The sequence below is a fragment of the Arthrobacter sp. SAFR-044 genome (genome assembly GCF_051965175.1).
Lineage (GTDB): Bacteria > Actinomycetota > Actinomycetes > Actinomycetales > Micrococcaceae > Arthrobacter.
The window spans coordinates 332,518-355,638 of sequence record NZ_JBQCMK010000001.1 but is presented as its reverse complement, the minus strand read 5'-3'; the positions used below and the strand labels follow the sequence as shown (position 1 = coordinate 355,638).

General features: G+C 67.3%; 16 protein-coding genes and 1 tRNA gene. 4 read left to right on the top strand and 13 right to left on the bottom strand.

The features are described from left to right. Positions 1-5: 5 nt before the first annotated feature. Positions 6-3,692, bottom strand: coding sequence for a transcription-repair coupling factor (mfd, locus tag ACTHQS_RS01550; RefSeq protein WP_440165449.1), 3,687 nt, complete (start codon positions 3,690-3,692; stop codon positions 6-8). Between the two features lie 246 nt (positions 3,693-3,938). Here mfd and ACTHQS_RS01545 point away from each other — a divergent pair, with 246 nt between their 5' ends. Genes ACTHQS_RS01545 through ACTHQS_RS01535 form a run of 3 tightly spaced genes read left to right on the top strand, consistent with a single transcriptional unit; the run spans position 3,939 to position 6,201 of the window. After that, on the top strand, positions 3,939-5,435 hold the full coding sequence (locus ACTHQS_RS01545) for an SDR family oxidoreductase (RefSeq protein WP_440165842.1): 1,497 nt from the start codon (positions 3,939-3,941) through the stop codon (positions 5,433-5,435). 43 nt (positions 5,436-5,478) lie between these two features. Continuing rightward, entirely contained in the window at positions 5,479-5,976 is a 498-nt protein-coding gene (locus tag ACTHQS_RS01540) for a DUF2505 domain-containing protein (protein ID WP_440165447.1), read from the top strand. A 3-nt stretch (positions 5,977-5,979) separates the two neighbouring features. Then, the gene (locus tag ACTHQS_RS01535; protein ID WP_440165444.1) at positions 5,980-6,201 is read left to right on the top strand and encodes an SCO4848 family membrane protein; all 222 of its coding nucleotides are present in this window, start codon (positions 5,980-5,982) and stop codon (positions 6,199-6,201) included. A gap of 91 nt (positions 6,202-6,292) precedes the next feature. Here the strand turns inward: ACTHQS_RS01535 and sufU are convergent, their stop codons facing one another. The 9 genes from sufU to ACTHQS_RS01490 form a co-directional block, all read right to left on the bottom strand. Beyond that, the gene (sufU, locus tag ACTHQS_RS01530; protein ID WP_440165443.1) at positions 6,293-6,742 is read right to left on the bottom strand and encodes a Fe-S cluster assembly sulfur transfer protein SufU; all 450 of its coding nucleotides are present in this window, start codon (positions 6,740-6,742) and stop codon (positions 6,293-6,295) included. A 23-nt stretch (positions 6,743-6,765) separates the two neighbouring features. Beyond that, positions 6,766-8,091 (bottom strand): SufS family cysteine desulfurase, encoded by a 1,326-nt coding sequence (locus tag ACTHQS_RS01525; protein ID WP_440165441.1) that lies wholly within the window; start codon positions 8,089-8,091, stop codon positions 6,766-6,768. 514 nt (positions 8,092-8,605) lie between these two features. After that, a complete protein-coding gene (locus ACTHQS_RS01520; protein WP_440165439.1) occupies positions 8,606-11,191 on the bottom strand; it encodes a LuxR C-terminal-related transcriptional regulator in 2,586 nt (861 codons plus the stop codon). A 52-nt stretch (positions 11,192-11,243) separates the two neighbouring features. Continuing rightward, positions 11,244-13,979, bottom strand: a complete 2,736-nt coding sequence (locus ACTHQS_RS01515) for a LuxR C-terminal-related transcriptional regulator (RefSeq protein WP_440165437.1) — start codon at positions 13,977-13,979, stop codon at positions 11,244-11,246. A 109-nt stretch (positions 13,980-14,088) separates the two neighbouring features. Continuing rightward, positions 14,089-14,694: an aminoacyl-tRNA hydrolase gene (gene pth / locus ACTHQS_RS01510; protein ID WP_440165435.1), complete on the bottom strand. Its 606-nt coding sequence runs from the start codon at positions 14,692-14,694 to the stop codon at positions 14,089-14,091. Between the two features lie 123 nt (positions 14,695-14,817). Beyond that, entirely contained in the window at positions 14,818-15,432 is a 615-nt protein-coding gene (locus tag ACTHQS_RS01505; protein WP_440165433.1) for a 50S ribosomal protein L25/general stress protein Ctc, read from the bottom strand. Between the two features lie 324 nt (positions 15,433-15,756). Continuing rightward, the gene (locus tag ACTHQS_RS01500; RefSeq protein WP_188569849.1) at positions 15,757-16,737 is read right to left on the bottom strand and encodes a ribose-phosphate diphosphokinase; all 981 of its coding nucleotides are present in this window, start codon (positions 16,735-16,737) and stop codon (positions 15,757-15,759) included. Between the two features lie 2 nt (positions 16,738-16,739). Next, positions 16,740-18,218 (bottom strand): bifunctional UDP-N-acetylglucosamine diphosphorylase/glucosamine-1-phosphate N-acetyltransferase GlmU, encoded by a 1,479-nt coding sequence (gene glmU / locus ACTHQS_RS01495; RefSeq protein ID WP_440165431.1) that lies wholly within the window; start codon positions 18,216-18,218, stop codon positions 16,740-16,742. Between the two features lie 104 nt (positions 18,219-18,322). Beyond that, positions 18,323-18,394 (bottom strand) — tRNA-Gln (locus ACTHQS_RS01490). Positions 18,395-18,527: 133 nt separating this feature from the next. Here ACTHQS_RS01490 and ACTHQS_RS01485 point away from each other — a divergent pair. Beyond that, the gene (locus ACTHQS_RS01485; protein WP_440165430.1) at positions 18,528-19,154 is read left to right on the top strand and encodes a TetR/AcrR family transcriptional regulator; all 627 of its coding nucleotides are present in this window, start codon (positions 18,528-18,530) and stop codon (positions 19,152-19,154) included. Positions 19,155-19,315: 161 nt separating this feature from the next. Here ACTHQS_RS01485 and ACTHQS_RS01480 read toward each other — a convergent pair whose 3' ends face one another. Genes ACTHQS_RS01480 through rsmA form a run of 3 tightly spaced genes read right to left on the bottom strand, consistent with a single transcriptional unit; the run spans position 19,316 to position 23,028 of the window. Then, on the bottom strand, positions 19,316-21,148 hold the full coding sequence (locus ACTHQS_RS01480) for an ABC-F family ATP-binding cassette domain-containing protein (RefSeq protein WP_440165428.1): 1,833 nt from the start codon (positions 21,146-21,148) through the stop codon (positions 19,316-19,318). Between the two features lie 33 nt (positions 21,149-21,181). After that, positions 21,182-22,159 carry a 4-(cytidine 5'-diphospho)-2-C-methyl-D-erythritol kinase gene (locus ACTHQS_RS01475; protein WP_440165426.1) on the bottom strand — a complete coding sequence of 326 codons (978 nt, stop codon included), beginning with the start codon at positions 22,157-22,159 and terminating at the stop codon, positions 21,182-21,184. Continuing rightward, positions 22,156-23,028, bottom strand: coding sequence for a 16S rRNA (adenine(1518)-N(6)/adenine(1519)-N(6))-dimethyltransferase RsmA (gene rsmA, locus ACTHQS_RS01470; RefSeq protein ID WP_440165424.1), 873 nt, complete (start codon positions 23,026-23,028; stop codon positions 22,156-22,158). Before rsmA ends, ACTHQS_RS01475 begins: the two co-directional genes overlap by 4 nt. Between the last annotated feature and the right edge of the window lie 93 nt (positions 23,029-23,121).

The following is a 23,121-nucleotide window of genomic DNA, read 5'->3' as shown; positions in this document are numbered from 1 at the left end:
AAGTGCTAACTCACCGCCAGCGGGGCGTCGGAGAAGATGTTCCGGATGACGCCGTTGGCCCATTCCAGGATCTCGGCGTCCTGGAGGTCCCGGCCGCCGATCCGTGCCGTCTTGGGCTTGGGAATGAGGATGGCGTCCATGGCCGGCTTGGACTGCGATCCCGGGTACATCCGGTTCAGCCGCATGGTCTTGGACTCCGGGAGCGAGGCCGGGGAGAACTTGATGAAGTTGCCCTGCAGTGCCACATCGGACAGGCCGGCCTCGCGGGCGGAAACACGGAACCGTGCCACCTCCACCAGGTTCCGGGCGGGCAGCGGCAGTTCGCCGTAGCGGTCCACCAGCTCGGCCTGGACCTCATCGATGGCCTCGTTGGTGAGGGCGGCCGCGAGCTTGCGGTAGGCCTCCAGGCGCAGCCGTTCGCCGGGAACGTAGTCGTGCGGCAGGTGGGCGTTGACCGGCAGCTCGATTTTCATCTCCGCGGCCTTCTCTTCGGCTTCGCCGCGGAAGTCCGCCACGGCCTCGCCCACCAGGCGGATGTACAGGTCGAAGCCCACCCCCTGGATGTGGCCGGACTGTTCACCGCCCAGCAGGTTGCCGGCGCCACGGATCTCCAGGTCCTTCATGGCCAGCTGCATGCCGGCACCGAGCTCGTTGTGCGCAGCGACCGCCTTGAGCCGTTCCAGCGCCACCTCACCCAGGGGTTTCTCGGAGGGGTACAGGAAGTACGCGTAGGCACGTTCGCGGCCACGGCCAACACGGCCGCGGAGCTGGTGCAGCTGGGACAGACCGTATTTATCCGCCCCGTCCACGATCAGGGTGTTGGCGTTGGAGATGTCCAGGCCGGTCTCGATGATGGTGGTGCACACCAGGACGTCGAAGCGCCGTTCCCAGAAGTCCACGATAATCTGCTCCAGGCGGCTTTCGGACATCTTGCCGTGCGCCACCTCCACCCGGGCCTCGGGCACGAGTTCGCGGATCTTCGCCGCGGTCCGTTCGATGGTGGACACCCGGTTGTGGACCAGGAACACCTGCCCCTCGCGCATCAGCTCGCGGCGGATGGCGGCAGAGGTCTGCTTATCCGTGTACGGGCCAACATAGGTCAGCACCGGGTGCCGCTCCTCCGGCGGGGTGGCCAGGGTGGAGGTCTCCCGGATGCCGGTGAGGGACATCTCCAGGGTGCGCGGGATCGGGGTGGCGCTCATGGCCAGGACGTCCACGTTGGTGCGCATTTTCTTGAGCGCTTCCTTGTGTTCCACGCCGAACCGCTGTTCCTCATCCACGATCACCAAACCGAGGTCCTTGAACTCGAAGTCCTTGGACAGCAGCCGGTGGGTGCCGATCACCACGTCCACGGCGCCGCTCTTGACGCCCTCGGCGGTTTCCTTGGACTCCTTGGCGGACTGGAACCGGGACAGCGGCTTGACGCGCAGGGGGAAGCCGGAGAACCGCTCGGTGAAGGTCTCGTAGTGCTGCTGGGCCAGCAGGGTGGTGGGCACCAGCACCGCCACCTGCTTGCCGTCCTGCACGGCCTTGAACGCAGCGCGCACCGCGATCTCGGTCTTGCCGTAGCCCACGTCGCCGGACACCAGGCGGTCCATGGGGATTTCGCGTTCCATGTCCGCCTTGACCTCGTTGATTGTGGTCAGCTGGTCCGGCGTCTCCACGTAGGGGAAGGCTTCCTCGAGCTCGCGCTGCCAGGGGGTGTCGGGGCCGAAGGCGTGGCCACGCGAGGCCATCCGGGCCGAGTACAGCCGGATCAGCTCGCCGGCGATCTCCTTGACGGCCTTGCGCGCCTTTGACTTGGTGCTGGCCCAGTCAGCGCCGCCCATCTTGCTCAGGACCGGCGTGTCCCCGCCCACGTAGCGGGTCACCTGGTCCAGCTGGTCAGTGGGCACGAACAGGCGGTCGCCGGGGGCGCCGCGCTTGGCGGGCGCGTATTCCAGCACCAGGTATTCGCGCACGCCGTCGCCGCCGCCGGCGACCTTGCGCTGGATGAGTTCCACGAACCGGCCGATGCCGTGCTGTTCGTGGACCACATGGTCGCCTGCCACCAGCTGCAGGGGGTCGACGGCGTTGCGCCGTTTGGAGGGCATCCGCCGCATGTCCTTGGTGGACCCGGCAGAGGTACGGCCCAGCAGGTCCGCCTCGGTGAGCAGGCCAAGTTTGAGGCCGTCCAGGACGAAGCCGCGGCCGACGGCGGCTGTGGTCACTTCGATGATGCCCGCCTGCGGCTCGTGGTCCAGGCTGTCCACCCGGGCGCAGGGGATGTCGTTTTCGTGGAAGAGTTCCGCCAGGCGCTGTGCGGGCCCCGGGCCTTCGGTGGCCACCACGATCCGCCACTGGTCCCGGACATGCGAGCCGATGAAGTCCATCATCTCCGCAACGTCGCCCTGGTAGCCGCGGGGTTCGCGGGCGTGCAGGTTCAGGACGTCGATCTCGGGCAACAGTTCCGCGTCCTGGGCCAGTGACGTGATGGACCACCAGGACGCCCCGTGCGACAGGGCGGAGCCGCGGGTTTCGGCGAGTGAGCGGAAGCTCGCCGAATGAAGCGCTGCGGACGCCTGGGAGCTGAGGTCCAAAGGTGCCGCCCCGCCGTCGGACGCGGTGGACCACGCCGCCTCGAGGAACTCCTCATTGGTGGCAGCGAGGTCGTGGGCGCGGGTGCGCACCTTCTCCGGCTCGATCACCACGGCGATGGAATCGGCCGGCAGCTGGTCCACGAACGGAACCATCGCGTCCACCAGGACCGGGGCCAGCGATTCCATGCCTTCCACAGCGATGCCGCCGGCGATCTTCTCCAGCATGTCGGCTGCGGCCGGGAGCTGGGATTTCAACGTGGCCGCACGGGACATCACGGACGGCGTAATGAGGATTTCACGGCAGGGCGGGGCGTGCAGCTCTGCCGGGTGGTGGATGCCCGGCGCGGACAGCGAGCGCTGATCAGCCACGGCGAACCAGCGCATCTGGTCCACCTCGTCCCCGAAGAACTCCACGCGGATGGGATGGTCCTCCGTGGGCGGGAAGACGTCGATAATGCCGCCGCGGACAGCGAACTCACCGCGGTGCGTGACCATGTCCACCCTGGCGTACGCCGCGTCCGCGAGGCTCTTGACCACGCTGGAGAACGGAACGTCCTGGCCCACCTTCAGCGTGACGGGGACCAGGTCGCCAAGGCCGGCCACGACGGGCTGGACCACGGCGCGGACGGGCGCGACGACGACGCGCAGCCGGCCCGCCGTCGAACTTTCCGGATGTGCCAGGCGGCGCAGCACGGACAGCCGGCGGCCCACGGTGTCCGAACGCGGCGAAAGCCGCTCGTGCGGAAGGGTCTCCCAGCTGGGAAACTCTGCCACCGAATCCGCGGGCAGGTAAGCGCGCAGGGCTGCGGACAGGTCCTCCGCCTCGCGGCCGGTGGCGGTGACGGCAAGCACGACGCCCGGCTCAGCGGACTGTCCTGCTGCGGCCGCGGCAAGCCCGTCCGCCATCTCTGCCAGCAGCACCGGGCGCAGGCCCGCGGGGGCACTGATCTGGTAATCCTGGCCGCGGACGGCAAAGCCCCGGGCTGCCTCGGCCCGGACGCGGGCGAACGTCTGGTCGGGTTCCAGGGCGCGGCGGAGTCCGTCCAGCGTCGGGAGCGCGGCGGACTTGCCCGTGCTGGATGTGCCGGCGGCGGACTGGCCGGGAAGACTCATGGCAGAAGCTCCTGTGGTGTTCAGCGAAAACAAGCAGGCAACGCGAAAACCCGAAATTCGCTGCGAATCCCGGGTACTCCCAGCCTACCGCGCAGGAACGACATGGCGGCGCGGCACTATCTCGGTGGGAATAGGCCTAGGCTGGCACCGCCGAGCCATTTTCCGAAGCTTTTTTCGCCGCGGCAACCGTCCTCACCGGCCGCCGCTGCGAATTGCAAGGGACGAACAGGAGCCCGCATGACCGCAATGAGTGCCCAGCGAACACCGAAGACCGTCCTCGTGACCGGTGCCACCGGCTACATCGGCGGCCGGCTGGTGCCCAGGCTGCTGGAGGCCGGCCACGCCGTGAAGGTGCTGGTCCGCTCCCCCGAGAAGATCGCCGGTGTCCCGTGGCGGGACAAAGTGGACGTGGTGCAAAGCAGCCTTGACGACGGCGAAGCCCTCCGCGCAGCCCTGGCCGGCGTCGACATCTTCTACTATCTGGTCCATTCCATGGCGGCAGGGGCCGGGTTTGAAGCGAAGGAAAAGGCCATGGCCAGGACCGCCGCGGACGCTGCTGCCGCCGCGGGAGTCCACCGGATCGTCTACCTGGGCGGCCTGCACCCGCAGGATGTGGAACTGTCCACCCACATGCGCTCCCGCGAGGCGGTGGGCAAGGTGTTCCTGGACAGCCCGGTGGACGCGGTAGTGTTCCAGGCCGGCGTGGTCATTGGATCCGGTTCCGCGTCCTTCGAAATGATCCGGCACCTCTCCGAAACGCTGCCGCTGATGCCGGCGCCCAGCTGGGTTCGCAACAGGATCGAGGCCATCGCCGTGCGCGATGTCCTGTACTACCTGGTGGCCGCTGCGTCGCTGGAAGGCGCCATCAACCGGACCTTCGACGTCGGCTGCCGGCAGGTGCTGACCTACGCGGGAATGATGAAGGAGTATGCGGCTGAGGCAGGGCTGCCGTACCGGGTGGTACTGGCGCTGCCCGTGCCCGCACCAAAACTGGCAGGCATGTGGGTGGCCCTCACCACCCCCATCCCGCTCTCCATGGCCGTGCCCCTGGTCCAGTCGCTGCAGCACGACGCCGTGTCCAACGAGCACGATATCGACCAGTACATTCCACAGCCCGACGGCGGCCTGACCCCTTACCGGACGGCGGTGGCCCTGGCACTGGGCAAGGAGCGGGACGGCCAGGTGGAAACCACGTGGGCCAATGCCGGCGCCGACTCCGATCCGCTGCCCAGCGACCCGGACTGGGCCGGGCATAAGGTGTACATCGACGAGCGGACGTTCCACGGCGACGTGGATCCCGCCCACGTCTGGACCATTATCGAAGGCATCGGCGGCCGCAACGGCTGGTACTCGCTGCCGCTGGCCTGGCAGGTGCGGGGCTGGCTGGACAAACTCACCGGCGGCGCAGGCCTGCTGCGCGGCCGCCGGCACCCGCACACGCTGGTTGCGGGGGAAGTCGTGGACTGGTGGCGCGTGGAGAAGATCGAGCACGGCAGCCTGCTGCGGCTTCGGGCGGAGATGCGGGCGCCGGGACGGGCCTGGCTGGAGCTGTCCGTGGCGCCTGACGGCGGCGGCAGCCGCTACCGGCAGCGCGCCATTTTCTTTCCCAAAGGACTCAGCGGCCGGCTGTACTGGCTCGCCGTCCTTCCCTTCCACAGCCTGATCTTCCCGGCCATGGCCCGCAACATCACCACGGCTGCCCAGAAACTGGCGGATGCGGACCGTGCCGAGCTGACCCCGTAGGATGTTGGAGGCTTAATTCATCTCCCACGTCCCAGGAGGACCCATGGCGCTGAGCGCAACCACCACCCTTCCGCATTCCGTTGACAGTGTTGCCGCTGTGCTGGTGAACGAGGACTTCCAGCGCCACGTCAGCCAGCTGGTGGGCGGCAGCCTGGAGTCCTTCACCCTTGACGGCGACATTGCAGGGGCCTTCAACACCACCTCGGTGCGCACCCTTCCCACCACCCGGCTGCCCGAGATTGCCCGTAAGTTCGTTGGTGAGCACCTCAAGGTGACCCAGGTGGAGAACTGGGAGGCGCCCGCGGCAGACGGCTCCCGCCAGAGCAACATCTCGCTGAAGATCGCCGGCGCCCCAGTGGATGTGACCGCCGTCCAGCGGCTGGTGGCAGACGGCGGCGGAACCCGCGTTGAACTGGAGGGCGCCGTGAAGTCCTCCGTACCGTTCCTCGGCGGAAAGATCGCCGACGCCGCCGAGCCCATGGTGGCCAAGGCACTGAACCTGCAGGCCGCCCAGGCGCAGGCCTGGCTGGAAAGCCACTAGCCCATGCAGCTTCCCGTCCTCGCCGCGCTGGTCCTGATCATCGCCGGCGTCTGGTCACTGGCCGTCTGGCCGCAGTTCCTGCGCCGGGTGATGAAGGATCCACGGGCCCGTGATGCCGCCGGCAAGGCAACGAAGTTCCTGACCGTGCACGTGGTGCTGGTGAGCATCTCCATGGTGCTGGGACTGGCCACCGCCGTGATCGGCGTCCTCGGCCTGCTTGGCTGAGCTGCCAGGCTGAGCCAGGCGTTTTCCGCACGAAACAGCCCGGGCCTTCTCTCCTCCAGGAGGGGAAGGCCCGGGCTGTTTGCTGTCCGGCTCAGGCCGCCTGGTTGAGCGCGTCCTCGGCCGCCACCCAGGAAATCATGGCGCATTTGACCCGCGCTGCGTAGCGGGCCACTCCCTCGAACGCCGCGGCGTCCCCCAGCAGTTCAGGATCGGCATGGACCTTGCCCCGGGACCGCAGCACCTCGCGGAAGCTGTCGATGACCTCATGCAGTTCGGCCACCGTCATGCCCTGGGCGAGGTCGGACAGCACTGACGCCGAGGCCATGGAGATGGAGCAGCCGGCACCGTCCCATGCAATCTGGGCCACCTTTCCCTCCTGGACCGCAAGCCGGAGCGTCACTTCGTCACCGCACACCGGGTTCAGCTGGTGCGACTGCCCCGTGGACGTGCCATCCGGGGCTTCCGTGGCGGCGAGCCCGCTGCCGTGGCGGGCTTTGGAATGGTCCAGGATGATCTGCTGGTACAGCTGGTCAAGGCTCATGATGTCAGCTTTCGTCTGCTCCGCTAGGCGCGGAAGTAGGCCCGGACGCCGGCGACGGCATCGAGGAAGCGGTCCACGTCGTCAGTGGTGTTGTAGAGGTAGGCGCTGGCGCGGGTGGTGGCGGTCAGGCCAAGCCTGCGGTGCAGCGGCTGGGCGCAGTGGTGCCCCACGCGCACGGCAATTCCCCGGGAGTCCAGGAACTGCCCCACATCATGGGCGTGGACACCTTCGACGTCGAACGCGGCAAGGCCGATCCTTTCCTGTCCGGCGGCCGGGCCCAGGACCCTGATACCGGGAATGCCCTCCAGTCCCGCCACCATGCGCTGGCCAAGGTCTGCCTCCCACCGGTGGATGCGGTCCAGCCCGGTTTCGGTCAGGTAGTTGGCGGCGGCGGCCAGGGCTACCGCCTGGGAGATGCGCTGGGTACCTGCCTCGAAACGCTGGGGCGCCGGAAGGTATTCGGCCCGTTCCATGGTGACCGTGGTGATCATCGATCCGCCCGTCAGGAACGGCGGCAGGATGTCCAGGAGCTCCTGGCGCCCGTACAGCACTCCGATTCCCGTGGGGGCAAGCATCTTGTGGCCGGAGAAGACCGCGAAGTCCACGTCAAGCTCCTTGACGTCCAAGGGCAGGTGCGGCGCGGACTGGCAGGCATCCAGGACCACCAGGGCGCCCGCAGCATGCCCCAGGGCCGCCAGTTCCTGCACAGGGTTGATGATTCCCAGGACGTTGGAAGCGTGGGTGAAGGCAAGGACCTTGGTGCGCGGGCCGATGATCGTCCCGGCCTGCTCCATGCGCAGGCTGCCATCGTCGGCAATGGGGATGTAGCGGAGCGTGGCCCCGGTGCGGAATGCCAGTTCCTGCCATGGAATCAGGTTGGCGTGGTGCTCCATTTCCGTGACCACGATTTCGTCACCCGGGCCCAGTGCCAGTCCCCTGAGCGCCTGGTCGCCGCGCCCCTGGGCAGCCCACAGCCCGGCATTGGACAGCGCGTACGTCAGGAGATTCAATCCCTCCGTGGCGTTCGACGTCCAGATAGTCTCGGCATAGTCCGCACCGATGAAGTCGGCAATGGTCTGCCGGGCATCTTCGAAGACCTCGGTGGCCTCCACCGCAAGATGGTGGGCGCCCCGGTGAACGGCGGCGTTGCGCTGTTCGTAGAATTCCTGCTCGGCCTCGATGACGCTCATGGGGTTCTGCGACGTGGCCCCGGAGTCGAGGTAGACCAGCGGCTGTCCATTAACCAGCTGGTTGAGGACTGGGAAGTCGTTGCGGATGCGCAGGACCTCGGCGTTATCCATGACAGGTACGGCGCGTTCCAGTGTGGCTGGCGTTGATACTACGGCCAAAACGAACTCCTTGGGGCTGCCAATGTCTGACATCCCAATTGTCCCACACACGGCTGTGGCGGCCGCCCGGGAGGGGCGGCCGCCACAGCTGCCCCGGGCTTCAGCCGAGGGAGCAGAGGGCCGGCGACGGCTGGGGGGAGAGTCTCGGTCTCAGAAGACTCTGACGCCGCCGGCCCCGTCTAGGCCCGGTCCCTGCGGACCGGAAGTTGAGAGGGCCTCAATGTCCTGTTCGGCGTGCTCCGCGGCGTCCAGCCGGCCGCTTCGCTTTGCCTCCTTAAGTAAATCCCGTGGCGCCCTCCTGTACACGAGTAGGGAGTACTCGAATCCCCCGGGGAGTACTACCGGGGCGCGGTGCTCCTACCCGCCAGATGGTTCGGGCGCACGGGTGGGAAGGGCAGGTGCGGCGCTTACCAGGGCAGCACTGGTCCATCCCAGGCGGCCGACGGCGGACGGGCACCTGCGCGGCAACGGACAGGCGCGGGGAACAGGCATCGGGCGGGGCTTCCCGCGGGACCTACTTGGGCAGGGCCGACTCCAGCTCATCGCGGCTGCGGACCCCGAGCTTGACGTAGGTGCGGTACAGGTGGCCTTCCACCGTCCGCACGGACACCATCAGCCGTTGGGCGATCTCCCGGTCGGTCAAGCCCTGCACTGCCAGCTCAACGATGTCCTGTTCGCGCCGGGTAAGCCGGACGGCGGGCGCAGCAGCAATAAAGCGGCCTTCACGGAACCGTTCACCCAGCTCGTGGTCGCACTTCTCACGCTGGGCAACGGCCTGCCGCGACCGGCGGCGTTCGCCGGCCTGTTCCAGCACCGTGCTGGCACGGGCGTAGGCTTCGCGGGCCAGATTCACAAAGCCTGCCTCCTCCAGCGAGGCAGCCGTTGTCATCAGGGCATCGCCGTCGGCGTTTTCCCAGTCCGTCGCCAGGGTCATCAGCGCTTCCGCCCAGCGTCCCTCCACCCCGCCCGCGGCTGTCTGCACCATGGGGACCACCGACGGGTCCCCCAGGTCCCAGCACATGGCGAAAATCTCAAGGAGGTTTCCCGTGCGGGCGGAAGCCTCCGGGGTGGTCATGAGCGTCTGCAGGGCGGCCAGCCCCTTGCCGTCGCGCGCCTGGTATTCAGCGGCTGCGGCCACGTAAGCCTCGGCAAGGAGATCGTGCGCCGGCCAGCCGGCGTCGGCGTCTTTGTGGTCCTGTTCCAGGCGCCTTGCCTGTTCCGTGTCCCCAAGCCTGGCTGCCGCGTAGAAGCCCAGGGCAGTGCCAAAACGGTACAGCTGCAGCGGATCATTGAGGCTGAGCGCCTCGACGGCGGGCAGCAGCACCTGGTACGCCCGCTCCATCCTTCCCTGCCGCAGCAGCGAGTAGCCATGGAGCAGCTGAAGACTCCCGTTGAAGGTGGCGGCGCCGGGCGCATTTCCGGTGGCATAGTGGTTGATCTCCCGCTCTGCCGACTCCCATTCACCCATGGCCAGGTAGTCGGAAACCAGCCGCCCCAGCACGAACTCGGGGAAGAAAAAAAGGCTGCCTTCCAGCGGGGGAAGTTCCGAGGCTGCCAGCAGGGCAGCCTCCAGGCCCTGGACGGGACGCCCAGCGGAAGCGAGTGCGTGGGCCTGGAGACCCTCGGCCAAGGCACGGAGCGGTTCTCCGCCGGTGCCCGTACGGCGCTTCCGCATGACCTCCACTGCCTCGCTCAAGGCTTGGACGTTTACCTCCGCACCCAGCTGCAGGAGGTGCAGGAGCTCTTCCTGCCAGCTCCTTTCGCCGCCAGGTGCTGCATGCTTTTCGACGTCTTCGGCTACGACGCCAAGCGGGTGGCCGATGGCCTGGTGGGCCGAGACCCGGAGCAGTAGGACCGCCAGCCCCTCGGCGTCCTCTGCCAGGGGGAGCCAGCATGCGTCCAGGAGTGCCGCCGCCTCCGTATATGAACCTTCGTTGTACAGCGCCCGCGCCTGGATGGCCTGGGCCATCGGAACCAGCGGGGGATGGTGGATGCGTGCCGCAATGGAACGCGCACTGTGGTTGCGGAACCTGAGCAGGGCCTCTTTCGCCGCCGCCAGCATCTCGTCATCACCCACCCGGACGCCGCATTCCAGGGCCCACTCAACGGACCGCAGCCGGCCCTCCCCCTGCAGCTGGGTGGGGTTCTGGTGGGCCTTGACCGTCTCCAGCAGCTGGAGGCTGCGGGATACGGAGACGGTGTTGCGGATGGCACCGGCAAAGATCCCGTTCCAGATGGAAAGCTCGGATGGTACGCCGGGGGCTTCCACGATCATCTGCTGGTCCAGCAGGGACCGGACCACTGCTGCGCCGCTGATGTCTTCGATGACTTTTCGGCCCACCGGGCCGGCGAGGGCGATGAGCTTCAGGGCTTCCTGTTCTTCCGGGCCCCGGCGGAGGTGGTCTTTGGCTACCACTCCTGCAAGCCGTGCCCCATCGGCGGGCAGGGCGCCCAGCAGCATCCAGATGCCGTTGCGCTTGGCGAGGACGCCGGTTTCAGCGGAGTCGTGGAGCAGGGCATCAAGTATCCGGGGATTGCCTCCTGATGCATTCCAGATGGCGTCCACTGTTGCCCCTGGGACTGTCCCGTCAAGAACGTGGGCAAGGACCTCCTCGACCTGTTCACGGTTGAGGGGCCGCAGGTCCACGCGCTCGGCAAGACCGTCGTACCAGAGCTGGTCCAGCGGCTGCGGCAGCCCGGGCCGGGGACGGGCCGCGGCCAACACTGTTGCCCACCCGGCCGAAATCACTTCGGCCAGCACGCCTGCGGATGCGTCATCCAGGTGGTGGGCATCGTCCACGGCAAGCAGGACAGCAGCGCCGTGGCCGCCCTTCAGCTTCTCGAAGTATGACCACATGGAACGGAGCACTGCCACGGGCGAGACGGACTCCTCAGCGGTGAGCTCCCCCGTATAAGGAGTCAGGACCCCAAAGGGCACCCCTGCCAAGGCCGAGCTGGCATGGATGCGCAGAATCTTCATGCTCCCGGCGAGGCGCTCCGTCACGGCATCGGTCACGGCCGACTTTCCAATGCCCGGGCCCGCCATGATGAAGACGGCCTGGTGGGTGCCGTTCCGGACCAGGTTGCAAATCCGGTCCACCGGCTCCCGGCGGCCGGTAAGGAGCCGGTGCGCAGCCCCTGCCTTGTGGCCATTAGACGAGTCCAGTCAGATCACCCCTTGAAGTCACGCCCAGCTTGGTGAAGACCTGGTACAGGTGGCCCTCCACGGTGCGGACTGACACCCCCATTTCCATGGCGATGTCCCGGTTTGAGGCACCGCGGCCGGCCATCCGGGCAATTTGGCGTTCCCGGCTGGTCAGCAGCGGGCTCCCGCTGCTGGGCACGATGGGCAGGTTCGACACTGTGGCGGCCAGGATGTCCAGCCGTGCCTGCGCCGTCCTCGCAGAAAGGGCGTCCCCCTCCTGGCGGGCGAAATCCACCGCCAAGGCCATGCACCGGGCTTCCACGGCGTCGAGTTCAAGTGTTGCCGCGAGTTCGCCGCCGGCAAGGAGGGCCTTGGCGTCCTTTGTCCTGCTTCCAAGGGCGATCAGCCGTGAGACCTCGGCCAGCGGGCCCTGCCGGTGGCCGGCGATATCTTCCAGGAGTCGGAAGTCGGCGTCGCTGCCGTTTACGGTTGCTGCCAGCAGCTGCATGCCCGCGACAGTGTGCCTGCCCGCCTCCACGTTCCGGCGGGCCCCCTGCTTCAGGCTGGCTACCGCCTCCGAATCGCCCAGCCAGCGCCCGGCGACCAGCGCACAGAACTCGATGATGCTCTCCGTGGCAAACCCTGCCCTGCCGGAGGTCCTTTGCAGCTTGGCGAGGTATTTGCGGGCGAATGCGGCGTTGCCGGTCTGGGCATAAGCCAAAGCCGTAGCCGCGTACGCGGTCCGCAGCGCTGCCTGGACCGGCTGCAGCTCCAGCTGCGCAGTGGCGGAGATCAAGGGCTCCAGGGCGGCCTCGCCGCGGCCGGAGAAAGCAAAAGCCACCCCGGCAGCCAGTTCGGTGGCGGCACTGCGGTACGGCAGCCGGTGGGGCTGGCCCGTACTGAAGGGGCTGAGGAGGTCGATGCAGCGCCGCCACTGCCCCGCCACCAGCAGGACGAAGTAGGCCTCCCTGGCGTAGCGCTCACGGAGGCCGACAATGTGCGAGGCGTCGGTAAGCTGGCCGCCGAGTTGGCGCATAAGGCCCAGTGCGTCCATCTCCCGCCCGGTCAGCGCGAGGGCGCTCATGAGGATGATGGCGGACTGGAGCCGGAACGCGGTATCCGGGTTACTGTCAGGATCGGCCGCCCGTTGCAGCGCGGGAATCATGGCAGCGTAGTCGCCGGTGTGGGCCTGGTATTCGAATTCGCTCAAAGAGATGCGGTTTGCTGCCACTGCGCCGGCCGCGGGCCAGGAGGAGTGCCCGGCAGTCCGGTCCAGCCGTTCCCGGGCCGAGGCGAGCAGTTCCGGGACTTTGCCTGCCTGCTCCGGAATGAAGCGCATGACCCGGGCTTTGGCGGCGACTACCTGGGCATACTCCTCCGGGTCCAGGGCCTCAAGCTCGGGATGGGAAATATCGTCCAAGGCGGAAAGGGCCTGGGCCGGCATATCCAACTGGAGGTACGCCGCGGCCTTCTGCCGTTGCGCCGACGCCCACCCGGCGTCGGTTCTCTTCAGCATCTCCGCATAAGTCAAAGCAAAACGTGGGTCGAAGAGCTGGACCGCGGCCTGGGCCGCGGCCAACGCCAACGCCGGGGCAAGCTCGGCTTCGCACTCGTGGGTCCAGGCGGCAAAGGACATCAGTTCGTCCACCGTCATGGTGGCCGGATCCGGCTCCAGGCCGCCCATCAGCACGTTGCGAAGCTCCCTCCGCCGGGAAATGCTCAGCCATGTCCTGACGACGTCCCCGATATATTTCTCCCGGAGCGACACCCAGCGGTGCTCGGAGTCGTCGATCTCCAGCAGCCCGCCGTCCTCCATGTCCGCGACCACCTCCGCGCCGTAAATGGCAGTGAGGCTGGACAGCTCCACCCGCCGGGCACAGGAGAGCATCTCCACGACTTCCCGGGTTTCCGGTGTTTCCCGTGACCAGCGGGAGCGGACGATGTCATCAAGGCTGGCAGCGCCGTCGAGCACCACTTTGTCCCGCAGCGTCCAGACCGAATCAGACAGGACCAGGTTTCCGGAGAGCTGCTGTTCGGTGACCAGGGCTTTGAGCAGCAACGGATTTCCACCAACCATCTGGTGGTACGTGCTGACCAGGGAGGAAGCAACGCGGTGGCCCAGGAGGGACAGCAGGACCTGCCTGGTTTGCAGCTCGTTGAGGTTGCTGAGCCGCACTTCGGTCAGCTTCCGGTCCGTCAGCAGCCAGTGGAAATCCGCCGGCAGGTCGCTTGAGTTGGGGGCGACGGCAACAATCTTCGCCGTACCGGTCAGCAGGACGTTCAGCAGGACGCCCGCGCTCATGTCGTCGATGCCGGTGGAGGTATCCAGCGTAATGATGGACGGCCTTCCGGCCGCATCGCTGCGGATGAGCGAGGTGATGCCGCGCAGGATGGCCGTGGGGGACCCCATGTAGGCCTGCGGCAGCCGGGCCAGCAGGAACGACAGGCAACCATACGGGGTGGTGGAGCCCGCGGGACCGCTGCGGAGCTGCAGCGACCAAATATCAGGGCCAAGGTCTGCCACTGCTGCGCGGGCCAGGGAGGACTTACCCACTCCCCTGGCACCGGTAATGACAACGCCCAGCGAGTTTTCGCTGGTCAGCGCGGTGCGGACGGCGTCGAGGTTGGCGCTTCGTGCAGGCATGGACCATTGCTGGCCCTCCGGCGCCCCGGAGGTTGGCGTGGGCAGCCCGTCACCTTGCGGCGTTGACCCACGTCCCCAGCTGAGTGGCTCGATTGACATGAACTTTTCCCCTACATCCTGCATTAGCGGGATGTAGCCCCTTTGCTCCCCCGCATAGGAAGAAGAGTACCCTGTGCCACAGACAGGGAAACAGGGCCGGAAGGAACTTTTACGATTCCGGCTGGCGTGATTCCGCTTTGGCGGGGTGGAATCTCTGCTGTGCGGCCGTGAGCCCGTCACGGATCAGGGACTCCACGGCATCGGCGGCATCGTCCAGCAGGAAGGGCAGTTCCTTATGCTCCGCGGTGCCGAAATCGCGCAGGACATAGTCGGCGGTGTCCATCCTGCCGGGCGGGCGACCCACCCCCACCCGGACCCTCAGGTAGTCCTTGGTGCCGAGCGCCTTGGAGATGTCCCGCAGCCCGTTGTGGCCGCCTTCGCCGCCGCCCAGCTTGAGTTTGACCGTGTTGAACGGGATGTCGATCTCGTCATGTACCGCAACCACATGGTCCGCCGGGATGCCGTAGAAGTTGGCGAGGGCGGAGACCGGGCCACCGGAAACGTTCATGTAGCTCGCCGGCTTCGCGAGGACAACCCTGGGCCCACCGATACCGAGCCGGCCTTCGAGCACCTGGGCGCGTGCCTTGTGGGTCTTGAAAGCAGCCCCGATGCGGCCCGCGAGTTCATCGAGCACCATTTGGCCTACGTTGTGCCTGTTGCCTTGGTACTGCGCTCCGGGGTTGCCGAGGCCAACGATCAGCCAGGTGTCTGTCATGGAATCAATCCTATGGGGGCGGCGTGGGAAGGGATGGAACCGGGCGCACAAGGACGCCGGCCCGCGGACATGGCAGTGGCCGGGCCCCCGGGGGCCCGGCCACTGCGGGAAACTGCGGAGTGGTTACTCGGCTGCTTCTGCTTCAGCTGCGGGAGCCTGCTCTGCTGCGCCCTCGGCGGCTGCTTCGCCTTCCTCGGCGATTTCGACGGCCTCGGAGATGTTCACCACGAGGGACTCGGCGTCCGTCAGGAGGATGCTGCCCTTGGGCAGGACCAGGTCGGAAGCGTGGATGTGCTCGCCTGCGGCGCGGCCCTCGACGTTGACCACCACGGCGGTGGGCAGGTGGGTGGCCTCAGCCTCGAGTGACACAACCGTCAGTTCCAGGTTGTGGACGGTTCCGGGAGCGGTCTCACCCTCAACGTGGACCGGAACGTCAACCGTGACCTTCTCGCCCTGGCGGACGGTCAGGAGGTCGATGTGCTCGATGATCTGCTTTACGGGATCGCGCTGGATGTCCTTGACCAGGGCAAGGTGGCCCTCGCCGTTGATGTCCAGGGACAGCAGGGCGTTGGCGGTGCGGACGGCCAGGGTGGTGGCCTTGGCCGGCAGGGTGACGTGGATGGGCTCTGCGCCGTGGCCGTAAATGACGGCGGGGATCAGGTTGGCCATCCGGGCGCGGCGGGCGTAGCCCTTGCCGAATTCGGTGCGCAGTTCTGCTGCGAGCTTCTGCTCAGACATGGAAATCTCCTTGAAGACTAAACGGTGTTCAGCAAGGGCGGAGGTCTGGTGTGACCTTCAACGCCGGGCACCCCGGAGGCGGCCCTTCAAGAAGGCGGCCCCTCGCGGGAGGGGCCAGCAGACCCAGTCGATAACGGAGACCTGCAAGCCGGAGTTCCGGTTTGCTCTCCCTCGCCAAGGTATCGCCTAAAAGCCTACCAGTGCGGAGACCATTTCCTTTAATCCCCACCGGCCCCCTGAGCTCGCAAGCTCGCCCAGGGAACCCTGCCGCCGTGGGCCCAAACCCCGCCGGCTCCTGCCGGCGGGGTTTCGTCAAGTACTGTCTTAGGCCTTGCCGTCGAAGAGGCTGGTGACCGAACCGTCGTCGAACACTTCACGGATGGCCCTGGCAATCAAAGGCGCGATCGAAAGCACCGTGAGCTGCGGGAAGCGCTGGGACGAATTCAGCGGCAGCGTGTTGGTGACCACCACTTCACGCGCGCCGGACTCCGAGAGGCGCCGGGCGGCGGGATCGGAGAAGACGGCGTGGGTGGCCGCGATGATGACATCCTTGGCGCCGGCGTTCTTCAGGACGGTGACGGCGCCGGAGATGGTTCCGCCGGTATCGATCATGTCGTCGATCAGGACGCAGGTGCGGCCCTCGATCTGGCCCACCACAGTCTTGGAGACGGCCTGGTTGGGGACGGTAAGGTCCCGGCTCTTGTGGACGAAGGCCAGGGGCGCGCCGCCCAGCCGTTCGGCCCACTGTTCGGCAACGCGGACGCGGCCGGTGTCCGGCGACACAACGGTGATGTTGTCCGAACCCACCCGGGTGCGGATGTAGTCGGCCAGCAGCGGGATGGCCATCAGGTGGTCAACCGGGCCGTCGAAGAAGCCCTGGATCTGGGAGGTGTGCAGGTCCACGCTCATGATGCGGTCCGCACCGGCGGTCTTGTAGAGGTCGGCAACCAGCCGGGCGGAGATAGGCTCGCGGCCGCGGCCCTTCTTGTCCTGGCGCGCGTAAGGGTAGAACGGCGAAACCACCGTGATCCGCTTGGCGGAGGCCCGCTTCAGCGAATCGATCATGATCAGCTGTTCCATAAGGTGGTTGTTCAGCGGGGCGGGGTGTGCCTGGATCACGAAAGCATCGGTGCCGCGGACGCTTTCACCGGCCCGGACATAGATCTCCCCGTTCGCGAAGTCGTAGGCATCCAGGGGCAGGAGTTCGGTGCCCAGCTCCTTGGCGATTTCCCGGGCCAGCTCCGGATGGGCCCGCCCGGAGGCAAGCACCAGCTTCTTCTCGCCGTGCGCCGTAATTTCGCTCATGGTTACTTGCCCTCTTCTGTAGATGCCGGGGTACTGGAGGAGTCATTGGTGGCCGCCTGGGCCAGTTCGGCGGAACGGGTTCCCGGGCGGTGCGCGGAAACCCAGCCTTCGGTGTTGCGCTGGGCAGCGATGCTCAGCGCAAGGGCACCGGCCGGAACGTCTTTGCGGATCACCGCGCCGGCGCCGCTGTAGGCGCCGTCCCCCACGGTGACCGGGGCAACAAAGACGGTGTTGGAGCCTGTCCGGACGCCTGAGCCGATCACCGTGCGGTGCTTCTTCTCGCCGTCGTAATTGGCCGTGATGTTGCCACAGCCGATGTTGGTGTCCTCGCCGATCTCGGCATCTCCGGCGTAGCCCAAGTGGGACAGCTTGGAGCCACGGCCGATGGTCACGTTCTTGGTTTCGTAGAAGGCGCCGATCTTGCCCTTTTCGCCCAGCACCGTGCCGGGGCGCAGGTAGGTGAAGGGGCCGACGGCGGCGCGTGGGCCGATCACCGAGCCGGAGCCGTGGGTGCGGACCACCGTGGCACCCTCGCCCACCTCGACATCGGTCAGGGTGGTGTCGGGGCCCACGACGGCGTCCCTCGCCACGGTGGTGGCGCCGTGCAGCTGGGTGTTGGGCAGCAGTCGGACGTCCTCGTCCAGCGTGACGGACGAATCGATCCACGTGGTGGCGGGGTCCACGACAGTCACGCCGGCACGCATCCAGGCTTCCACCGTGCGGCGGTTCAGCTCGGCACCGAGTGCTGCGAGCTGGACGCGGTCGTTGGCGCCCTCCACCTGCCAGCGGTCGGCGGTGACGACGGCGGCAACCCGGCCGCCTGCCTGGCGGGCCAGTCCCAGCACGTCGGTGAGGTACTTTTCGCCCTGCGCGTTGTCGGTGGTGACCTTGCCCAGCGCATCGCGAAGCACCGCGGCATCGAAGGCGTAGATCCCGGAATTGACCTCGCGGACCAGCCGTTCGGCCTCGGAAGCGTCCTTGTGTTCGCGGATGCCGGTGACGGAGCCGTCGTCACCACGGAGGATGCGGCCGTAACCGGAGGCGTCGTCCAGGACCGCCGTCAGCACGGTGACGGCATTGCCGTCGCGCTCGTGGGTGGCGACAAGTTCGGTCAGCAGGTCGCCGGACAGCAGCGGCACATCGCCATAGGTAACCACAACCGTGCCTGCCAGGTCCTGGTCAGCGTGCAGCGCCTCGAGTGCAGCTTCAACGGCGCGGCCGGTGCCCGGGACATCATCCTGGTCCACGATCACGGCCTGCGGATCCAGGGCGGCCACGTGGCTTTCCACCAGGTCCCGCTCGTGGCGGACCACAATGGCCAACCGCTGGGGGTTGATGCTGCGGGCTGCACGGAGGGCGTGGCCCACCATGGACAGGCCGCCGATTTCATGCAGGATCTTGGGGGTACGCGATTTCATCCGGGTACCGGCGCCTGCTGCCAGAACGATTACAGCGGCCGGGCCGGCATTCTCGGGGATCACGTACGGGCTCTCCTTGCTTCGGTTGTGCTGGCGTTTTGCGGCGTCCGGCGGTCAAGGCCGCCAGGCACCGGGTGCCATCCTCGTGATCGCGCCCCGCGCAGCAGTTCCGCCCATAGGATTCGAACCTATACTCCACGGCTCCAAAGGCCGGGGTGCTGCCGTTACACCAGAGCGGACCGTGCCGATGGACTCAAGGCCCGGGCACAAGTCCTTATTTTGCCACGGGTTCAGGGCGCCGCGCGACACAGGGCCCCCTGCCCCTTCCGGTACCCCTGAATCACGCCGCCGGAGGTGAGGCATGATGGGGAGGTGAGCAACAACCTTCCGCGGATGCGGATGACTGGCCTGCAGCGCCGAAGCCAGCTGATCGACGTCGGCCGGGGCCTTTTTGCCGTCCGAGGGCTGGACGGGACCACCATCGAGGAAATCGCCGCCTGCGCCGGAGTGTCCAAGCCGGTCATCTACGAGCACTTCGGCTCCAAGGAGGGGCTGTACACCGAGGTGGTGGACTGCGAGTTCCACATCCTGCTCGACGCCGTCAACGCCGCGCTGACGGAGGAAGCCAAGCCCCGCGTCCTCGTGGAACGCGCCGCCCTCGCCCTGCTCACCTACATCGAGGAACGCACGGAGGGCTTCCGCATCCTGATGCGCGACGCTCCCCCCTCCCAGCCCGAGGGCGCCTTCTCCACCTTGCTGTCCCATGTCACCGCACGCGTGGAGCACATCCTCTCCGACGAGTTCTCCCGCCGCGGCCTCAGCGGCGAGGACGGGGCCATGTACGCCCAGATGCTCGTGGGCATGGTGGCCATGACGGGTCAATGGTGGCAGGACAGCCGCCAGCCCGACAAGCAAACCGTCGCCGCGCACCTGGTCAACCTCGCCTGGAACGGGCTCACCGGCCTCAAGAAGGACCCTGAGCTGCAGTCTGAACTCTAGGCGTCGGCGTGGTTCCGTCCGCGGCACAGGAGCCCTTCGCCGTCGCTTAGACACAACGCATAGGGGCACCTGCGGTCGCTGGGCGACCTACGGCGCCCGATGCGCCGCGATGCGCTCCTACGCGAAGGCCTCCTGCACCGCTTGTGCCCGCGTCGCCTTTGTCAGTCGCCCAGGAGTTCTGAGGACTCCAGCCACTCCAGTTCCAGGGTGTCCTTTTCGTCTGCCAGGTCCTTGAGCTGTTTGTTCTGGTCGGCGAGCTTGTCGAAGTCCCCCACCTCGGTGGTTTTCACCATGTCGTCGTGGAGTTTCTTTTCCTGCTGGTCGAGCTTCTTGAGCTGCCGCTCGATCCTGTTGAGGGCCTTGCGGGCTTCGCGCTTCTCGGCCTCGGAGGGGCCTGCGCCGGTCGCCCCGGCAGTCTGCGCCTGCCCGGCGCTGGTGACCGGGTTTCCACCGCCGGTCACGGTTGAGCCGGCCAGGGCGGCTTCGCGCAGCTCAAGGTATTGGTCTACGCCGCCGGGCAGGCCGCGGAGCTTGCCGTCGCCGAGCAGCGCCATCTGGTGGTCGGTCACGCGCTCCAGCAGGTAGCGGTCGTGGCTGACCACCACCAGGGTGCCGGGCCAGCCGTCCAGGACGTCCTCGACGGCGGCGAGGGTATCGGTGTCGAGGTCGTTGGTGGGTTCGTCGAGCATCAGCACGTTGGGTTCGCCCACGAGCAGCCGGAGGAGCTGCAGGCGGCGCCGCTCACCGCCGGACAGGTCCTTTACCGGCGTCCACTGCTTCTGGTTGGTGAACCCGAGCTGTTCCACCAGCTGGCCGGCCGTGAATTCCTTGCCGCCGACGTTGAAGGAACGCTTTTCCCGCTCGATGACCTCGATCACGCGGAGGTCCGCGACGTCGTCGAGCTCCTTGACTTCCTGGGTGAGGACTGCGGTGACCACGGTCTTACCCCGCTTCAGCCGGCCGGCGTCGGGCGTGATCTCGCCGTTGAGCAGCTTGAGGAGGGTAGTCTTCCCGGCGCCGTTGACGCCCACCAGGCCCAGCCGCTCCCCCGGGGCCAGGCGGAGGGTGATGTTGTCGAAGAGCTTCCTGCCATCGTCGCTGCCCTGGAAGTTCAGGGATATGTTTTCAAGGTCCAGGACATCCTTGCCCTGGCGCGCTGTGGCCATCTTGCTCAGCGCCATGGAGTCACGCGGAGCCGGTACATCGGCGATGAGCGCGTTGGCTGCCTCGATCCTGAACTTCGGCTTTGCGGTGCGGGCCGGGGCGCCCCGCCGCAGCCAGGCGAGCTCCTTCTTCACCAGCTGCTGACGCTTGCCTTCCACCACGGATGCCATCCGGTCCCGTTCCGCACGGGCCAGCACATAGGCGGCGTAACCGCCCTCGAAGGGGTCCACGATCCCGTCGTGCACCTCCCAGGTCTTGGTGCAGACTTCGTCAAGGAACCAGCGGTCGTGGGTAACCACCAGGAAGGCGCCCTGGTTGGGCCGCCAGCGCGTCTTCAGGTGCCGGGCCAGCCAGGCAACGCCCTCGACGTCGAGGTGGTTGGTGGGTTCGTCCAGCATGATGACGTCGTGGTCCTCGATGAGCAGCTTGGCCAGGGCCACGCGCCGCTTCTGGCCGCCGGAGAGGGCGTGGACGTTGGCATGCCAGTCGACGTCGGACACCAGGCCGCCCATGATCTCCCGGATCTGCGGGTTCCGTGCCCACTCGTAATCCGCCTGGTCCCCCACGATCGCGGCACCCACTGTCAGGTCGCCGTCGAGCACGTCGCTCTGGTCCAGGTACCCCACGTTGACGTCACCGCGCTTGGTGACGCGGCCGGAGTCCGGGGTGGAGCGCAGGGCGAGCAGGCGCATCAGGGTGGACTTGCCGTCACCGTTGCGGCCCACCATGCCGATCCGGTCCCCCTCCTCCAGTCCCAGGGTGATGCCGTCCAGGACGGTGCGGGTTGCGTAGGAAACCGTGAGGTTCTCGCCGCCAAGAAGGTGTGCCAAAGGGAACTGCTTTCTGCTGCCGGACTTGAAGTATTAAAGGAGGGTGTCGGAGATGATGCGCGCGCCCGGGACCGGGCCGTGGACGGCCAGGGCTGTCAGGCCGTAGTGCTGCAGGTCCTCTGCAAGGGCAGCGGCCGCAACGGAATCCTCCACCAGCAACGCCACGGTGGGGCCGGATCCGGAGACCATGCCTGCGATAGCGCCATGGGACTCGCCGATTCCCAGCGTATCGCGCAGCGCGGGCGAGAGTTCAATGGAGGCCCTTTGCAGGTCGTTGACCAGCACGCGGCTCAGGGATTCGGCATCGCCGCCGCGCAGCGCCGCAAGGATGTTCGGGTCCACACCGGTGGGTTCCCCGGCATCGATTCCCTCCGCATGGCGCAGCCGGTCCAGGGTCCGGTACACCTCGGGAGTGGAAAGGCCATAGTCGGCCACCACCAGCACCCAGTGGGTCTGCGCCTTGGCCAGGGCCGGAGACAGTTCGTCCCCCAGGCCGAGGCCGACGGCGGTTCCACCCAGGAGCGAGAAGGGGACGTCCGCGCCCAGTTCCGCCGCCAGGTGTGCCAGCTCCTCGCGGGAGAGGCCGCTGTTCCAGAGCGCGTCGCAGGCCAGGAGCGTGGCAGCTGCGTCGGCGGAGCCGCCGCCCATTCCTCCGGCCACCGGAACCCGCTTGGTGATGTCGAGGTGCACGCCGGTGGCGTGTTCAGAGACGTCGGCCATGATGGCGGCCGCCTTGTAGGCCAGGTTGCTGCTGTCCAGGGGGATATCAACGGCGTCGAGGTCCAGGGTGCTTTCGGGGCTGAGGCTGATGGTGATGCCGGGGGCGGCGGTGCTGGTGGCCGCCACTTCCTCGTAGAGGGACACGGCGAGGTAGACGCTGGCCACCGAGTGGTAACCATCCGGCCGCAGTGGCCCCACGGCGAGGGACACGTTGACTTTGCCGGGCGCCTTGACGCGCACTGTCCGGGCCGCGAACCGCCCTCTGCCTGCCCTCTCAAGTCCTGCGCTCACGGGCGGTTTTCCCTGGCTTCGGCAATCCTGGCGAACGCGGCAATGTCAATGACTTCACCGCGTGCGGTGGGGTCGACGCCGGCCGCCAGCAGGCAGCGCTCAGCTTCCGGCGCTCCCCCGGCCCAGCCCGCAAGGGCGGCCCGGAGCGTCTTGCGCCGCTGCGCAAACGCGGCATCCACCACGGCAAACACTTGTTCGCGGGTGGCGGTGGTGGCGGGGGGTTCGCGCCGGGTGAAGGCCACAAGCCCGGAATGGATTTTCGGGGCCGGCCAGAAGACGTTCATGCCGATGACGCCGGCCTTGCGCATCTGGCTGTACCAGGCGGCTTTAACGGAAGGGACACCGTAGGTCTTGGACCCCGGTCCTGCTGCCAAACGGTCTGCCACCTCGTCCTGCACCATCACCAGGCCGTGCTGCAGGCTTGGGAAATGCTGCAGCAGGTGCAGCACCACGGGAACTGCCACATTGTAGGGCAGGTTGGCTACGAGCGCCGTGGGTTCCACCGGAAGTTCCGTGACCTTCATGGCATCGGCCTGCACCAGGTGGAACGCGCTGGCGGCTGCCGGCCGCCATTCCTTCACGGTTTCGGGGAGCTTGGCGGCAAGGACGGGATCGATTTCGACGGCGACGACCGCCGCTGCTGCGTCGAGCAGTCCCAGCGTGAGGGAGCCCAGCCCGGGACCGACTTCAAGCACCGTTTCATCCGGGCCCACGGCCGCGGCGGCGACAATCCGGCGGATGGTATTGCCGTCAATGACAAAGTTCTGGCCCAGGGTCTTGGTGGGCCTGACTCCGATTTCCTCTGCCATCCGGCGTATGTCGGAAGCACCGAACAACGGTGCGGGAACGGCGGGGATCGGTTCAGTCACCTAGGTATCCTATCCCGCGCGGCACGTGGGCCCTTCCGGTTTAACGGCGATGGCCGGCCCCGGAGTACCGGGGGCGGCCATCGGCGATACCTG

Excerpts from the sequence above, each read along its gene's own strand:
- mfd (WP_440165449.1), bottom strand. The coding sequence starts at position 3,692 with ATGAGTCTTCCCGGCCAGTCCGCCGCCGGCACATCCAGCACGGGCAAG.
- ACTHQS_RS01545 (WP_440165842.1), top strand. The coding sequence starts at position 3,939 with ATGAGTGCCCAGCGAACACCGAAGACCGTCCTCGTGACCGGTGCCACC.
- ACTHQS_RS01540 (WP_440165447.1), top strand. The coding sequence starts at position 5,479 with ATGGCGCTGAGCGCAACCACCACCCTTCCGCATTCCGTTGACAGTGTT.
- ACTHQS_RS01535 (WP_440165444.1), top strand. The coding sequence starts at position 5,980 with ATGCAGCTTCCCGTCCTCGCCGCGCTGGTCCTGATCATCGCCGGCGTC.
- sufU (WP_440165443.1), bottom strand. The coding sequence starts at position 6,742 with ATGAGCCTTGACCAGCTGTACCAGCAGATCATCCTGGACCATTCCAAA.
- ACTHQS_RS01515 (WP_440165437.1), bottom strand. The coding sequence starts at position 13,979 with ATGTCAATCGAGCCACTCAGCTGGGGACGTGGGTCAACGCCGCAAGGT.
- pth (WP_440165435.1), bottom strand. The coding sequence starts at position 14,694 with ATGACAGACACCTGGCTGATCGTTGGCCTCGGCAACCCCGGAGCGCAG.
- ACTHQS_RS01505 (WP_440165433.1), bottom strand. The coding sequence starts at position 15,432 with ATGTCTGAGCAGAAGCTCGCAGCAGAACTGCGCACCGAATTCGGCAAG.
- ACTHQS_RS01500 (WP_188569849.1), bottom strand. The coding sequence starts at position 16,737 with ATGAGCGAAATTACGGCGCACGGCGAGAAGAAGCTGGTGCTTGCCTCC.